Source organism: Parachlamydia sp. AcF125, assembly GCF_018342475.1.
In the GTDB taxonomy this organism is placed as follows: Bacteria; Chlamydiota; Chlamydiia; order Chlamydiales; family Parachlamydiaceae; genus Parachlamydia.
In genome coordinates this window covers 859406-875028 of record NZ_JAEMUD010000001.1, presented here as the reverse complement: position 1 = coordinate 875028, position 15623 = coordinate 859406, and the positions used below count along the sequence as shown (strand labels likewise).

Genomic DNA, 15623 nt, shown 5'->3' with positions numbered 1-15623 from the left:
ACAACCATTAAAATGTAAAACAGTAACAAGTATAGTGGATAGAACGATTTTTTTCTTTAACCTTTTAAAAATGCGCAATATACACAATAGATCCAGGATCTATAAACGCAAACAACGAGAGCAAGTCTTCATTTTTCATGCGAATACATCCTTTTGAGGCGGGAGTTCCAATTAAACCTTCAGCATTTGTGCCATGGATGTAAATATACCTTTGAAAACTGTCTACATTTTCCCCCCTTTTGCCTTTGCCTTTATTGAAGCCTTTCTCTAAGCCTTCTAACCACAGGATACGTGTCAAGACAAGATCGGCTCCTTGCTTAGCTTTAGCAAAAGGAGTCCAAATTTTTCCCGTATTCACTCTTTCGATAAAAATCGCATTAAGAGGAGCATGCGTTCCAATTTTTTCTGCAATGCGGTGAACACCGAGGGGAGTTTTATAGCTGTTAGCTTCTTGACCTGTTCCTTTAGCAGCAGTTGAAACAGGGTAACTCGCGACTATTTTATGGTCCTTGAATAAGAACAATTTTTGAGAGGTCACATCTACTACAATCACATGAGGTGTTAGCGGCTGCCTCAATTCCTTCATTCTATCTACCAGTTGCTTGGGTAGTGAGTGCGCTTGCAACGGGTTATTCAAGATTAATAACAACCCCAAAGAGATTAAAATGGAAATCGTGCGTTTCATGTACATTATGGAATCATGGTATTTAATGAAAAGGCACCTTATCATGGATGGCGTTTAACCTCAAGGGAGAAGAAGGCATAGGTAAAAACTATTATTTAAAATTTATTTTTACCTGTTTGAAATTCATTTTCAGCGCTTTTTCTGGATAAAAAAACTTTTTATTTACACTAAGCTGGAAAAAATAATCATTTTCGATTTGCCTTTAAAATCTCCTCAAACTTTTAGGATTCTCTCTTATCCTTTTCTTCGCCCCTTTTTAGGGTAGACGAGGCCTATTTTTTATGCAATAAAACGCTTAAGTATTTGCTAGATAAGCAACTCAAGAGACTTTATCTTCAGGAGAATTAAAAAGGGGGTAAGTCTTTAAAAAATTTCCCTTCCCTATCTTTTTTTGACAACAAAGGGGGTTTTTGTAAAGGCCATTCAATTCCTACATGAGGGTCATCCCATCTCAAGCAATATTCAGAAGAAGGGTCATAGTAATCAGTCGTTTTATACAACACGTCTGCCTGAGGAGATAAAACTAAAAAGCCGTGCGCAAATTCAGGAGGGATCCACAGAGAAGCAGGAGCCTCCGCGGAGAGATACCTCCCCACCCATTTTCCATAAGTGGGAGAGGATTGACGTAAATCAACCGCCACATCGAAAATCTCCCCTGAAATAACTCTTACAAGCTTCCCTTGCGGCCTTTTTAATTGGTAATGCAAACCCCTTAATACCCCTTGAATGGAATGAGAGTGATTATCTTGCACAAAATTTGCAGAGATATTTAACCCTTTAGCAAAATCATAGGCGCGATAACTTTCTAAAAAAAACCCTCGCGCGTCGCGTAATACTTTATGTTCAATCAACAGCACCTCGGGAATTTCTGTTTTGAGAATGTTCATGCTCCCTCAAGCTGTTAAAGTTTCAGATTTTGTTCATCTAAGAGTCCTAACAAATAGGCTCCGTAATCACTCTCGCGCATAGAATGGGCTAACTTTTCCAATTGTTCTTCCCCAATATACCCCATGCGGAAGGCAATTTCTTCCAAGCAGCCAATCTTAACTCCTTGTCGGTGTTGAATAGTTTGGATAAAGACCGAAGCTTCAAGCAAAGATTCAAAGGTCCCTGCATCAAGCCATGCCATCCCTCTTCCAAATACTTGGACACGGAGATTACCCTGCTGCAGATAATGATTATTCAAATCCGTAATTTCTAATTCCCCTCTTTTAGAAGGCTTCAATTGAGCCGCGATTTCACAAGCTTGGTGATCGTAAAAATATAAACCTGTCACCGCATACCTTGACTTGGACATGGCAGGTTTTTCTATAATGTTGATCGGTTGCCTATTTTCATCAAACTCTACCACTCCATATCTTTGGGGGTTATGAACTTTGTAGGCAAAGATTGTCGCTCCCTCTTCTGTCTTTTCGGCTGCTTTTAAACGCTGGCTAAGCTCGTTTCCAAAAAAGATATTGTCTCCTAAGGTGAGGACACAGGGTTGATTTTGAATAAAGGTTTTCCCAATCATAAAAGCCTGAGCTAAACCTTCAGGATGAGGCTGAGAGGCATAATAAAAGTCTAGTCCCCACTGTGAACCATCCCCTAACAACTGTTGGAAACGGGGAAGATCATGAGGAGTGGAAATAATTAAGATTTCTCGAACTCCCGCTAACATTAAGGTAGAAATGGGATAATAAATCAGGGGTTTATCGTAGACTGGCAATAACTGCTTTGATAAAGCCATAGTAAGAGGATAAAGCCTTGTTCCATTCCCCCCGGCTAAAATAATCCCTTTTCTCATTTTTATCCTTGATAGTGATGTTTAATCCAATTTTGATACTCGCCAGACAAAATGTTATTAACCCATCCAGGATGGTTTAAATACCACTTAAGGGTTTCTCGCAATTGAGTTTCAAAACTAGCTTCTGGCATCCAGCTCAACTCTTTCCCTATTTTTGATCCGTCCAAAGCATAGCGGCGATCATGTCCTGGGCGATCTTTAACATGGACGATCAAAGAAGAATGAGGGCGAACTGAAGCATCAGGTTTAAGTTCGTCCAAAATTTCACATATCCATTCAGCTAATTCCAAATTTGTGGTTTCCTTTATGCCTGCGATATTGTAGGACTCTCCCACTGTGCCTTGAATCAAAACCTTCCGAATGGCATTGCAATGATCTTGTACATAAATCCAGTTGCGCACTTGCAATCCATCTCCATAAAGGGGAATAGGTTTGCCCTGCATGGCTTGTAAAATAAGATGGGGAATAAATTTTTCTGGAAATTGGCAAGGGCCAAAGTTATTGGCGCTGCGCGTAATTAAAATGGGCAGCTGGTAAGTGTGGCCAAACGCCTCTACTAGATGATCGGCGGCAGCTTTGGAGGCCGAATAAGGATTTTTAGGCAAGTAGGCACTCGTTTCTGTAGAAGCCGGAGCAAAGGGAGAAAGGGACCCAAACACCTCGTCTGTGGAAATGTGCAGAAAGCGGAAATGCTTCTTTTTCTCATCTGAGAGTTCCTTCCAATAGGCCAACGCCTCTTCAAGCAAACAGTAAGTTCCTAAAATGTTTGTTTGGATGAAATTAGAGGGAGAGTGAATCGAGCGATCTACATGAGATTCAGCTGCAAAGTGAATGATTGCACGGGGTTGATATTGGAGCAAAATTTCGCGCACTAAAGCGCGATCTTGAATATCTCCTCGAACAAAACGATAGAGGGGATTTTCACAAACTTCTGATAAATTATGAAGGTTTCCCGCATACGTTAATTTGTCGAGGTTGACGACTGGATCTTTTTCATACTGAAGCCAATTTCGGATGAAATTTGACCCAATAAAACCTGCTCCCCCTGTCACTAAAACCATCTGCTTGCAACTCCTCCGCTATCCACCCCTAGTCCTATTTGTAGGAACCAGGATTTTCGGTTTTCTGCTTGGAGCTTCAGTTGCTTTTAACTTAACCAACAGCTACCAAAACTTTTTTCTAAGAAAAAATCCTGTCGTGGCTCTTACACACACGAACCTCCAAAGATCCCGCCAGAAATACAAAACCTACCATTTTCGAATAAAAAATCCAAAATAAGTGTGCAAAGAAATGAAAGAAAAAGGGAAAATTCGCCAGTTTTCCCCTTCAAGCGCATAGGTTTAGAACCACAAGACCTTGGTTGCAAGAGTTGCTGCGATGGGCCAGCGGTGTAATTGGTATCCCCATAACTTGTGAACAATGCTTAAAACTGTCAAGGTAATTAAAGCTGGATAGATCGCTTCAAGTAAAGGTCCTAGAAATCCCGCAATCCCGGCAAATTCAAAGGTTGAAACCGTAAAAGCGATCGAAAGCGTGACAAGCAAAGAAAAGGGAGCAGAAATCTTCTCTTTTGCAACTTCTGTCCGTAAAAAGTCTGCAAATAAAGAGGCTAAGACGATGGCGGTAGTCAAGCAAGCTAAGACAACGGCCACACATAATACAAGAGAGGCGTAAGATCCTAAAGCCTGCTCAGCTATCAGGCCTAGCAATTGCTCTTGAGGAACCTCTCTAAAAGATTCTCCGTAAACGGTTCCTAGAGTGACAAGCGCGATGTAGATGATGGACAACAAACTCGCCCCTACCACAGAAGCTTTAAAAAAGATTTTAATTAATGTATTTTGGCTTAATTCTTGAGCCGAATTTTTCTGTAAATGCTCAAGGATGAAGGTGGAAAAGAAAAATGCCGCTAACAAGTCCATCGTTTGATACCCTTTTAGAAATCCCATTTGAAAAGCGCTCCACTTGGTCACAGTATAATCTGCAGGGAAACTTCCATGCCATAATCCTAACAAGACGATCGCCCCTAAGGACAGTAAAAGGATAGGGGTCAAATAAGTACCGAGAAAGGACACGATTTTTCGCTTGTTCAAGGTGAGCATGAAGATGACAGCACAAGATAGGATGCTAAAAAAAGGCAAGGATACCCCGGGAACGACTAAGCCAAAAGTGCCATGGGCCACCACTATACAGCGCGCCAACACCCCAAAAGGCCCCATAAGAGAAAGGGCACAGAGGGAAAACCAAAAAGCCGCTCCTTTTCCTAAAGAAGAAAAAAAGGAGTGGGTTTCCCCTCGGTACAAAAACATGACTAAAACGCCTAAGAAAGGAACCAGCACCCCTGTCAGTAAAAATCCCAGAGAGGACAAAGCAAAGTGCCCCCCCGCCTCACGCCCTACAGTTAAAGGAAATACAAGATTTCCTGAGCCAAAGAACATCGAAAACATCGCTAGGCCAGTGCTTACGACAAGAGATTTATTTTTCATTTTAGAATCCTATTTTTAACTAGTCTGGGTTTATTTGCTCTCAAGTAAACCGGCTTTTTTCACACTTATGCCTAAAAGAGAGGACTTTTTTTCAAAAAACTAATATGAATACGAAAATTTGGCTGTTGCTCTCTTTGAAGAGAAGCAATAAAAATAAGAATTAAATAATTAGGGAAATAATAATAGAAAGAGGAGAAATAAGGAGAGAAAAGGGCATTTGATGGCTTTGATGTTGAGTACACAAAACTTTTGAATACTTATACATTTTTAATCCTTTATATAGTTTCTTTCTATGAAAGTTTATAAAAAGTATATCAAAAAATTGTTATTTTTTCAAGGAAAAATGCTCATGAACTCAAACTAAGGCGTGATGGAAAATCTCCATTGATGCGTCCCTAAGGGCAGCCTTACTGCATATACATACGATTTTACCCAGGAGAAGTGGGGTGGAGACGCCCTTCCGGATAAGGGTGAAATATTACTTTTGGAATCCCTCTATACTTTTACCCGCTTTCCAAACCGATCCCTTGTTAGTTTGCGCCTCTGCCCACTACGCTTTAAAGCTCGATGTCAAAGTTGACTTAGCTCGGTATGAAAGGCTGCTAGTTGGAATATCTTTCTAAAGCATAGCATGGCAATTAAAGTCGTCTTTTACGACTGATTTAATCCTACAATCCTTATCCATTAAATTCCTGTAGGATGGAATACGCTAAGTCATCCTGCGATTCTTCAATATTTTTAACCAACCCAAGAGATTTGTCATGTTTTATCTGACTGTTTTCTAAATTGTTTTGCATTTTCTGGAATCGTTTAGAATTAAACTCCTGTCGCTTGGTGTTTAAATAGGAATCTAAATCTTCAATGCCCGCTAACTCATCCTTAGAAGAAAAGAAACCATGCTTAAACAAATCGTCGGTAAGCAAAATTTTGCGAATACTTCCTGGGTTATCTTGACGGCAAGTACGCCCTTCGATTTGTATCTCCTCTGTCAGGGTTTCAGGGGAAAAGGCCAGGATAATATGGATGCCTCCTTTGGCTAGCAAAGCGGTATCTCGACAAATAAAATCAATGCCTCGTCCATAGCTGCGAGTCATAAGGACTATTTTATATTGGGAGGTGGCTCTTGCAATGATTGCTCCTTTTTCTTCATCAGGAACCATTTCTGTTAGCAATTCAGGAGCGGTGAAATGGGTGCTAGCGACTGGAATAGTCGATAAATATTTGTTAAATTTTTCCACATCTTTTGTCTCTTTCATAACTACAAAACAAGCTCTCTCTTCTCTAAGCTTGTTGTTGATCTCTTCCCTAATGGCTTCAAAATATTTTTTCTCATCTGAGTAATGTAGAGTTTCTTCTCTAACTGGTTCTTTTTTGTTAAAGGTGGAAGGGATGAAAGAGCTTCTGTTAAACTCATATTTTTTTAAAATAGATTTTTCCTCTTCAGAAAGGGCCCCTAATGTCGCTGTTAAACCTAATTTCAAAGAAAAAAAGTCAGGTAATTGGGAGTATAGGACAAAACCACTAGTAATGTGCATAGCTAAGTTTTTTTTTAAATATGTGTCTGTGTGAATTTCTCCTTTTTTATGCCAGTAAAGGTAAGCAAAAGAGACGTCATAACCTACCATATTAAAGCAAAGATTTCCCGCATGATCCACTACACCGACTTGATCATTTTGAACCACATACTTCGTATGATTTTCATCACCCGGAAAATGCCGTAACTCCTTCAGCATTTTTGCAATTTCATTTTTTAATAAGGATTGGAGGCGATATCGCTTTGTTAAATTCTGTACTTCAGCACTTGCTATTAATTGATCGATAGCTTCTTCAGCAGGGAGAGCAAGCAATACATCTTTTCTCTCCCAAACTTTATAGAAAAGATCTTCGCAAGACAAAGCGATTGCAGGACAATGTGAACGTCCATAAAAACTCTCCCCAAAAAACACATCCACTTCGTCAATAAGCAAAAGACTTTTGCTTTCTTTTTCCGGTTTGAAGCGTGACATAGATTCACGGTCGACTTGGAAAAAATTGCGTACGATCTTTCGATAGTCAGGTAAGCTCTCGCTATGCATAAGCTTATTGGCTAATTGGGTTATAGTGGAGTACGAGATAGGAGGGTTTGGGAACGAGGTAGAGGGCCATAGTTTTTCAAAAAGTGTGGAAAAAGCTTTATAATCCCGTTCTGATAAATAGGAGCTATAGCAAATCACATTGACTTTATATCCCAGCAGAGCAAATAAGGTTGCTAGGATACCAAGGCTGATCGACTTGCCTTCACCTGTTTTGACTTCAGCAAGCTGGTTTTCTAATTCTTTGGAACCATCGAGCCCCACGAGCCGAAAAATAGTTAAAAGTTGCGTCTTATGGGGTCTAAGCAAAGCATCAATGTCATCATAGACTGGATCCCGATTTTTTGGGGCGTTCACATAGGTCCAAAGAGCAAAAATATTTGCTAATAATTCCGCAGCTTCTTTGGGTTTTTTATATAAAACAGTCGCATAAGGGCTTAAAAATTGCGATAAATCTCGAATTTCTTTAATAAGGAATTTTTCATCAAAATTTTGTTTTTTAGTTTGAAGCGTAGTTAATAAGGCGTTATAGCATTTTTTAAATGTTTTATAGCATTCTAACAACTTGTTTTTAGAAACAACATCTACAGGATGATCAACAAGAGGAAAATCATATGCTAACCTTTCTAAAGCATTTTTATAAGTGATTCCCTTGGCTTTTTTGTTAAATAGTTTTGTGTTGATAACCCGAAAATGAGGACAAGCGGCAATAATTTCTTCTGCTGCAGAAGTAATAGAAGACAAGGCGGAAATTTGACAACCCAGTTTATCAATTTCGCCATGCACAGGAAAAGCATCAAGCATCTCTTGCAGTTCCCTTTTAAACTCCTCAAATAAAGAGGACAATTCTCTTGCTATTAGATATTGTTTTACTATAACTTGTGTCAATTTAATCCTTTCGGTATCTCTTTCTCCTATTGTTAGCTTAAAAAGTTGTTCCCATTTTGAAAAAGGCCATTGTTTTCTTGCCGCTTCTTTCAATTGCTCTTCAAGCTTACTCAACTTTATATCGAGATTACTGAAAGTACGTATGACTTCAAGAAAATCTCTCAAGTGTTTAATTTGAAAAAAGCTTTGATTTGTTGTGTCACAATTAATTTCACAATTAATTTCTTGAAGAGCTTTAGCTAAGAGCCCGTCTATATGTTCACCAAACTTCTGAGCAAACTCTCTACTATCAATTTCCATATGGCCTTTTAATTGAGCATGAAGGGTTTGTATAGTGATAAAAGTCGTGGCAACATTTCTGTAGTCGCCCCTTTCAAGGGCGTTAATATGCTCTTGTGCATTTATCCATGCTGTAATGTGGATTAAGAGATTAGAGATTGCTTGCTTATAACTTTCGGGGCTTTTATGCTTTAGAACACTTAAATCTTTTTGAATACGCTCGATATTGGATAAAAAATCCCGTGAAGCGCAGATTTCTTCAATTCTTTTCGTAATGGCTTCCACTTCTTTTTTTTGCGCTGCTATCAGAAGAGCCGCTTGAACAGTTTGAATATGATGTTTTGTCTGCTCAAAAATGGAACTAACTTCCACATCAAGGAGGGCAAGGATCTTCATTCCATGCCGGGCGGCTTTTAGCCCGGTTACAATCTCTTCTGGGAAGCCTGCTTTTACCGTAAATTTATGCTTTAAGAGTAGCTCAGGCTGCGTTTCGGCAATCTTTTTAGCTTCCTCCTGCAAGCGATTTAAAAATCCATTGATTTCTTTTTGTCGAACTAAGGCTTCCGCATAATTATCAATATGTTTAAAATAGCGTGTTAATTCTTCATCACACCCCTCTTGGATCTCTTTAATTTTACCATCTACTTTGTAATAGTAGTATATGGCTTCATTTTCGATAGCCCTATGCAGTTTCGAACGCTCTTTTAAAAAGGAGGATAATTCCGGTAGAATGGGTTGTAATTTTTTTAGACAATCTTCAACCTCTTCAGGTTTTAAATTCAATGCTACGACGCGCGCAAAATTTAATTTGGCGTACACGTTGACGTGAGCTTTGGCTTCTTCAAGTTTTTGGGGGATTACCCGTTGAAAATAAGCCACATCTATTTCTCGCCTTCTAGCCTCTTCAGCCCGGACCGTGCTTTGGCTACGTTCTATCACAGATACGATCTCTTTATGACCAAAACATGCGGATAAATATTGGATACAACTAATGGTTTTAAGAAGGGTTTCTATGTGTGATTTATATTGATCCGGGATCTTGTTTAAGGAAGAGCTAAGTTTTTTTTCTGGTTCCTCGATGAAGGTCTTCCTAGCCCTTTCACAAGCTTGGGCAAATTTCTCTTTATCTAAGTCGGCTAGCTCTTTATAGCATTGGTTAAGGGCCCTCAATTGTGCCTGATCTAATTCGTTGATTGGCGTCTTTTGCAATACTTCTTCAATCTTACTGAACAGTTCCGCCACTCTTTTTTGTTTATTTAAGTAAAACGCATTTTCATACAAAGTATTTAGAATAGTTGCCGTCCTTTCTTCGCAAGTATGCAAGATAGAACTGTCTAAAGAGCGGAGATGCTCAAAGGCAAGTAGAACACACTTGACTTCTTCAGCAACTAGCTCATATTGGGCAAGAAGATGAAATTCTTTAACAGTCAATCTTTTTGCGCTTAAGGAAACATATTCTTTCTCAATAAGGGCCTTTTGTTTTCCATAGAGACCAGTCCAAGCGGCATCAAAGCTGGCCTGCCACTCGGAAATTTTGGCTTGAGTGAGGGCCGAAGAAATTAACTTGTGAATGTCTGCTTCTTTTTTTCGTTTTAAATCTTTTAAGGAAAGGCGATCTCCTGAATAGTACTTACGAGGACGTAAATGTGTTTCACGCTCTACTTGGTCAAAGAGAGTGCATAAATCTTGAATAATCCTGCTGGTAAATTGTTTGAAAAACTTCTCCATTAAATCGGAAGGAGAACACTCAAAAGCTGCCAATAACTTTCTCTCTCTCGGCTTTTCCACAAAACTTTTAAGTAACCGACTTAGCTGGTCAATTAATAGGAGAAAATCCTTTTCTATACGCTTATTGACCTTGTCTTGCAGCTCTTCTTCAATTTTTTGGACTGCGGCTTCTATCTCTTTAAATTTCAGGGTGACCCAGTTTGGCTCTAGATTGAAACACGCATCCAATAGGCAACATTTTTCCAAGCGATGCATTTTGTCAATCGTGGCCACTCTCTCCTCAGGCTTATCTATTTGAGCGCAAACCTGAATCTCTTTTATAAATCCTTCTACTTTGGTCTTGATCTCCTCTTGAAGGCTGTTTATAGCCTCTTCAATGGAAGGGTGTTCGATAAATTGAAAATCCCTTAATATTTCATACTCCTTAAGAATTTCATGCACTTTGTCGAGTTCCCAGTAGGCCTTAACTTTTTTAGAGATCTCGCTCGCAATTTGAGAGATTAACTTTTCTTCTTCTAGCGCTAGGGCTGTGCGATATTTACCTTTTTTCCCAGAAAAAGAAGAGCATGCTCGGAGCTTCTCTATGAGGCTCAGACGCTCAGATGGATTTAAGGGATCTATCGACACAATATTTTGGCGATAAGGCGCTAAATCCCAGCCATTTGCCTTAGCAATCTTGATGAAGGCGTTCCTTATCCTTTCAATCCCAATTTCTTCAGGAACACGCGTCACCCCAATCAGCATACCGGCACTGATGTCGTCCAGCTTTTTAGCAAAGAGGTTTTGAAGAAAAGAGAGAAAATTATCTACATTTCCCGCTTTGTCTCCTACTAAGCTATGGTAGTTGACAAGCACTAAAAATCGATTAGATGCGGCTTTGCACAAGATGTTTTTAATGTTAACGGCATGAGCAATCGCGACTTCTGGTCCGCGGGTCTCAAGATAACCGGGCATATCGCAGAAGACGAGATCCTGCAAATTAAAGGCCGCGGGAAATTCGGTCTCTGATTTTTGGTCATCATGTCCAATTTTAACCACAGGGTCTATCGCATCTAACCTAATTACCAAGTCATTCTCATCCAGAGAGCATTTCACTATCTCGCAACCCATGAGATAGTTAAGAGTGGTACTTTTTCCGCTGCCTGTATTGCCGAGCAGGGATATCACCTCTTTTCCACAAATTTTATCCATTGTAGCTTTGGCCTCTTGAATAAGCGATAAAATTTGGTCAAGGCTCTTTTTAATAGCGCTATCAGCATGATAGGAAATAAAAGGGGGACTTTGCAGATCGCCTTCTAGAGCAGCAAATTCAGAATAATTCCAGGTATCTGCCACAAAGTATTCATAATCACTAGGAGAAGGAACGAAAGGGTCTTTATCTTCCTTCTGATGTTGACTCATATCGCGAAGATATTGGCAGAATCTCTCAATACACTCTACCGTATCAACATTATTTTCACTGGCAAATCGAAAAATATCCCGTTTTATTTTTGCGGGTAGGAAGGCTTCGATTTCTTTAATCTGAAGGGGCACGCCTGCCTTTTTTAAAGAGCGGATTTGCTCAAAAATATTTCTTTCGATTTGTTGCAGCTCTGCCAAAAGCTCCTCTAGCGGCAAAGAAGGAATAGAGAGGCTGTTTGTTTCAACTTCCTCGCCTTCCTTTTCCTCTATTTCATTTTTTGCTTTTCCCTTCACTTCCTCGGGTTGAGTTAAGGGAATTTTTTTAATTTGTATTTTGGCTTTTCCCTCTTTTACAGTTTTAGGGGGCAAATAACCGCTTTCAATTAGGGCTTTAGTTAAACGGGGGTTATTGTGTTGGACAAAATCCTCTAATTTTTCTGCCCTTATATAGAGGGAATAAAGTTTTGGGCAAAAAGTAATTTCCAATTTTTTAAGCATCGGAAAAATAAGGGGATTATTCGAAGAAATAAAGGGAATACGGGGCAAAGGGAAGCTTTTTTTTGTTTCTTCAAAATTGGCTATTTGGCCATAGCTAATGTAAAGTTCTTTTAAATGGGAACAAGCAGCGATATGGCGAAGGGAAGCATCTGTTATTTGAGGGCAAAAGCGCAGATCTAAGAATTCCAAGGTTTGCAAACTTTTAACTAAAAACCGCCCTAATTTGTCATCAGTGAGGGCTGCACAATGAGCCAGGTTTAATTTTTCATAAGGGTGTTTGATAGCAAGTAGATTATCCAAGATCTGGCTTTGAGTACGTAAATCCCCCCTTTCCCCTGGCTTTGGTTGGTAAAAAGCTTTTTCCAACCGTACGCCCTTTTTACCTTGAAGAACCACAATACTACTATCGTTTTGTTGAGTTTGCATTTTCTCCAGATTTTTTCTTTCTTCCTCTTCTATCTCTCCCAACATCTTGGCTGGAGGGAAAAAAGATTGCCTTCTGGTTGCTGGAGGAATGCTTTGATAGCTTAAAACTTGCTCTTGCAAAAGAGTAGTGGTCGGTTCGTAGGCAGTGAGAGGCTTCACTTTTTGGGTTTGGTAGTGATTAAAAATTAAATCCCCTATTTCCACAACCTCCTCATTTTCCCAATGAATGATGGTTTTTAAAATTTCAGCTGCCCACACATCTTTATTAGCTTTTTGTCGCAGTTGTAAAAAAGCGTGCAAGCGCTGAAACTGCTTCACTAAGCGAAAGCCAGTCCCTTGATTAAACAAACAAAAATCAGAGCAGCTTGGAAAGGCCTTATCCCATTTTTTAGAAAGGGCTGCCTTATTCCATATCATTAGATCTTTTAACCATTCTTTAAGAAGAATGCTGGGTTCCAAAGTAAGAAAGCGATCTATGACTTGAGGATGGATTTTACTGTCTTGAAAAAGATACAAAAGAATGGAAAATAGTTTGACCTCAAACTGATCTTCAGTCTTTCGTATTAAAGGAGGACACCAGGCAGATTCATTGGCAATGGGGAGAATCTGCTGCATAAATTCTCCGTTGTCATCTTTGAGGGTGGTCAAAATGCAATCTTCCATCTTCAACTGCCCAAGCGTTAGAGGAAGAGAGAGAAAGAGTTCACTTAGACCGCTCAGGTTTTTGGAATCTAAGGCTTCTAGCTGTTTTTTTTCTACCTCGTTCAATGAACAACCGCGCGGGGCTAGGGAAACTTGGACTAAATAGGAGACGGGTTTTCCGCGAGCTGCAGAAACCGTGAATTTTAAAACCTCAGAAAAGGGCATTTCAAGTCCAAAGAGGCGCTGAAGCAGAAGGGAGACCGCTTTCTCTTTGCCTGGATTAAAGGCCATTGCTAGGTCGGGGTGTTGCTGTTTAAAGTAAAAAGAGCAATTTGGCAAGACTACTTTTGTCTGGCGGTTTCGAATATATCCTTGCTTGTCCAAAAGTTCTTTGACGTATTCTTGCTTCAAAAAAAGCACGTCGTTAAAAAGAAGACTTTCCATGCAAACATTTATCTCATCCTTTTTAAGCTCAGTTTGGCTTATCGCTATGGCTTTTAGTTGGGTTTCGAAATTGTGCCGCTGCTTGGATTCTAGTTCGCGACGCCCGGCAGGATCAGGATAAAAATAAAGTTTTCTCAGTGACTGAGGTGGATGCTGGCAAGAGGAAACTAAGGTGCTAAGGTAAACTCCTCTCAGATGAGCGTGATCTATTCTTTTAGAAAGGCTCTGGTAGTAAACAAAATGCTTGTCAAGCGAGAAGTCCTTTTCAATAAGATAGGAAACAAACACCTCTACTGCAAGTTTGTGCCCAAACTCGCTGTGATGATGACCAAGTATTTGGTCAAAAGCTAGCTGTATAAGATCAATACTGGTAAATTTTTCTTCAAAGCTTTGGACAACTTGTTCAAGATCAGACGCCTTGTAAAGATTTTCTAGCAAAGCATACAAAGGTTCCAAGATAAGAAACCGAATTTTTCTTAATTCGAAAACTTCATCTTTATCAAGATGGGCCAAATTAGAGGGGGGAAGAGGGGCATAACGGCGCGAAAAGACAATCGCTTCTTCCTTTTGCTCTCCATAAAATTTATGCAGGCGACAACGAATTTTATATAAGGCTTCCACACCGTGAAAAAGAAGCGTGCAACTTTCTTCAGTGAATCTCTTTTCCAAATTTTGAGCAATTTTGAGAGTATTAGAACTTTTGATTCCCAAATAAAGAGCCATATCTCCCAGAAGGTAGTTAAGCGGCGAAACATATAAATTCTTTATATTAGTGAGCTCATTATCATAGGCATCGCTTAATCTTAATCTTTTATAGCTTTCAAGGCGATTTTTGATAAAACCAGCAGCTTTCTTTTTGCTGCTTAAACTATTTTCAAGGAACTCTTCATATTCCCTAAAGAGTGAACCCGCATCGCTAGAATATAAACTTTTAGAAGTTAATACCATATGGCTAACGGAAACCGGATCATAATCCCTACACTTTTGCCGATGTTCAGCCATTTTACCAGGAGTCTTAAGCAAATCGAAATCTGCATGAGGGCCTGAATCCATATGAAAGCCACTAGGATTTTTAGTATGTATGCAAGAGAAAGTGAGGCTTTCTTCACAGCTTTTAGAGGTTTCCCCAAGAGAGCGGATTTGGATATCCAAAATGTGGCATAAATTTTTAAAATAGGTAAGAATGTTTTCAGAATCTTCCTTGTTTTCACAATCTCTAGGGGAAATTTTATAAAAAATCATGAGTTCCAAATCAGAAAAGGGGCACGCCTCTTTGCGACCTATCGATCCCATCGCTCGAATATCAAACTTAACTAACTGAAGAGGAGGAGGGCCTAAGATACTAAACGCATCTTTAAGGATAAGGTTAAAAAGCCTTTTGTATAACTTGAAAATGTTTTTTTGAAATCTTACAATTGGTTCATTGATCCTTAAATTAAATTGCTCTCTTATACCGTTTAGCTCTTTCCTATATTTCTGGGTTAGAAAAATGGCATGAGGATTGATGTCGAAGTTTCCTTCTTGGTCGGAGCGAATTTCTTGCACAAAATCCCCATCCATTTTTAGAAATAGATCCATATTGCTTCTGTGAGGATCAAAGAGAAGCAAATTGACCTGATGATAAAATACATTTAGCACATAATTATGATAGTCCTCTTCACTTGTGCAAAAGCCCCGAAAGTCTTTAATTTGGTTGTAAATCTTTTTAAATTCTTCCAAATCCCCCTTTACTTTTCTTCTTGCCTCATCTAAGCGATGGTAAAAGGCATTATTAGTTCCTTGAATATCTGCAATCAGGCAAATAAACAATCGAGAAGCTTGTTGATGGCAATCCCGCAACTTACACTCACTCAAGCCGTGCATTTCAGCGATTTGAATAGCTTTGGCATAATAAAACATCGCTTGTTTATAGTAGATCAAACGCTCTTCAAAGGTTCTTTCAGCCAACATTTTATCTGAAATGTACAAATTTCCGATGGATAAAGCTAACTGCCTTTGGAATTCGATAGAGTGGGGGCTTGCTTTGAGAAGAGGAGCCAAACCTTTAACGTCTTCTTCTTTAAAATCCGCTATGTGTTCAAGAGTTTGTTGGTACAACTCTTCCACCCGATATTTTTCTGCTTGTGAAATTTTTAGTTTAAGAAATTCAATTTGTTGTCGAATCGGCTGTCTTTGTTTGGGCGAACTTGCAGGGGCCAAGCTAAAAGATGATAAGTTTAGTTTAAAATCTATATTGTTCATTTGGCTCCCTGCTTTATCTAAGTAAACCTTTTAAGCAAACTTCCTAAAAA

General features: G+C 39.3%; 7 protein-coding genes. 1 reads left to right on the top strand and 6 read right to left on the bottom strand.

The features are described 5' to 3' along the window. Positions 1 to 64: 64 nt before the first annotated feature. From PARA125_RS03445 to PARA125_RS03425, 5 genes are all read right to left on the bottom strand, one after another. Positions 65 to 685 carry a L,D-transpeptidase gene (locus tag PARA125_RS03445; RefSeq protein WP_249274150.1) on the bottom strand — a complete coding sequence of 207 codons (621 nt, stop codon included), beginning with the start codon at positions 683 to 685 and terminating at the stop codon, positions 65 to 67. Between the two features lie 344 nt (positions 686 to 1029). Further along, a complete protein-coding gene (rfbC, locus tag PARA125_RS03440) occupies positions 1030 to 1572 on the bottom strand; it encodes a dTDP-4-dehydrorhamnose 3,5-epimerase (RefSeq protein WP_213157309.1) in 543 nt (180 codons plus the stop codon). A gap of 14 nt (positions 1573 to 1586) precedes the next feature. Continuing rightward, on the bottom strand, positions 1587 to 2471 hold the full coding sequence (rfbA, locus tag PARA125_RS03435; RefSeq protein ID WP_213157308.1) for a glucose-1-phosphate thymidylyltransferase RfbA: 885 nt from the start codon (positions 2469 to 2471) through the stop codon (positions 1587 to 1589). A 2-nt stretch (positions 2472 to 2473) separates the two neighbouring features. After that, complete coding sequence (gene rfbB, locus PARA125_RS03430; RefSeq protein ID WP_213157307.1) at positions 2474 to 3532, bottom strand: dTDP-glucose 4,6-dehydratase; 1059 nt, start codon at positions 3530 to 3532, stop codon at positions 2474 to 2476. A 279-nt stretch (positions 3533 to 3811) separates the two neighbouring features. Continuing rightward, the gene (locus tag PARA125_RS03425; RefSeq protein WP_213157306.1) at positions 3812 to 4954 is read right to left on the bottom strand and encodes a branched-chain amino acid transport system II carrier protein; all 1143 of its coding nucleotides are present in this window, start codon (positions 4952 to 4954) and stop codon (positions 3812 to 3814) included. Positions 4955 to 5400: 446 nt separating this feature from the next. Here PARA125_RS03425 and PARA125_RS03420 point away from each other — a divergent pair, with 446 nt between their 5' ends. Then, a complete protein-coding gene (locus PARA125_RS03420) occupies positions 5401 to 5577 on the top strand; it encodes a hypothetical protein (protein ID WP_213157305.1) in 177 nt (58 codons plus the stop codon). A 54-nt stretch (positions 5578 to 5631) separates the two neighbouring features. Here the strand turns inward: PARA125_RS03420 and PARA125_RS03415 are convergent, their stop codons facing one another. Beyond that, positions 5632 to 15573, bottom strand: a complete 9942-nt coding sequence (locus PARA125_RS03415) for a hypothetical protein (RefSeq protein ID WP_213157304.1) — start codon at positions 15571 to 15573, stop codon at positions 5632 to 5634. Positions 15574 to 15623 lie beyond the last annotated feature (50 nt).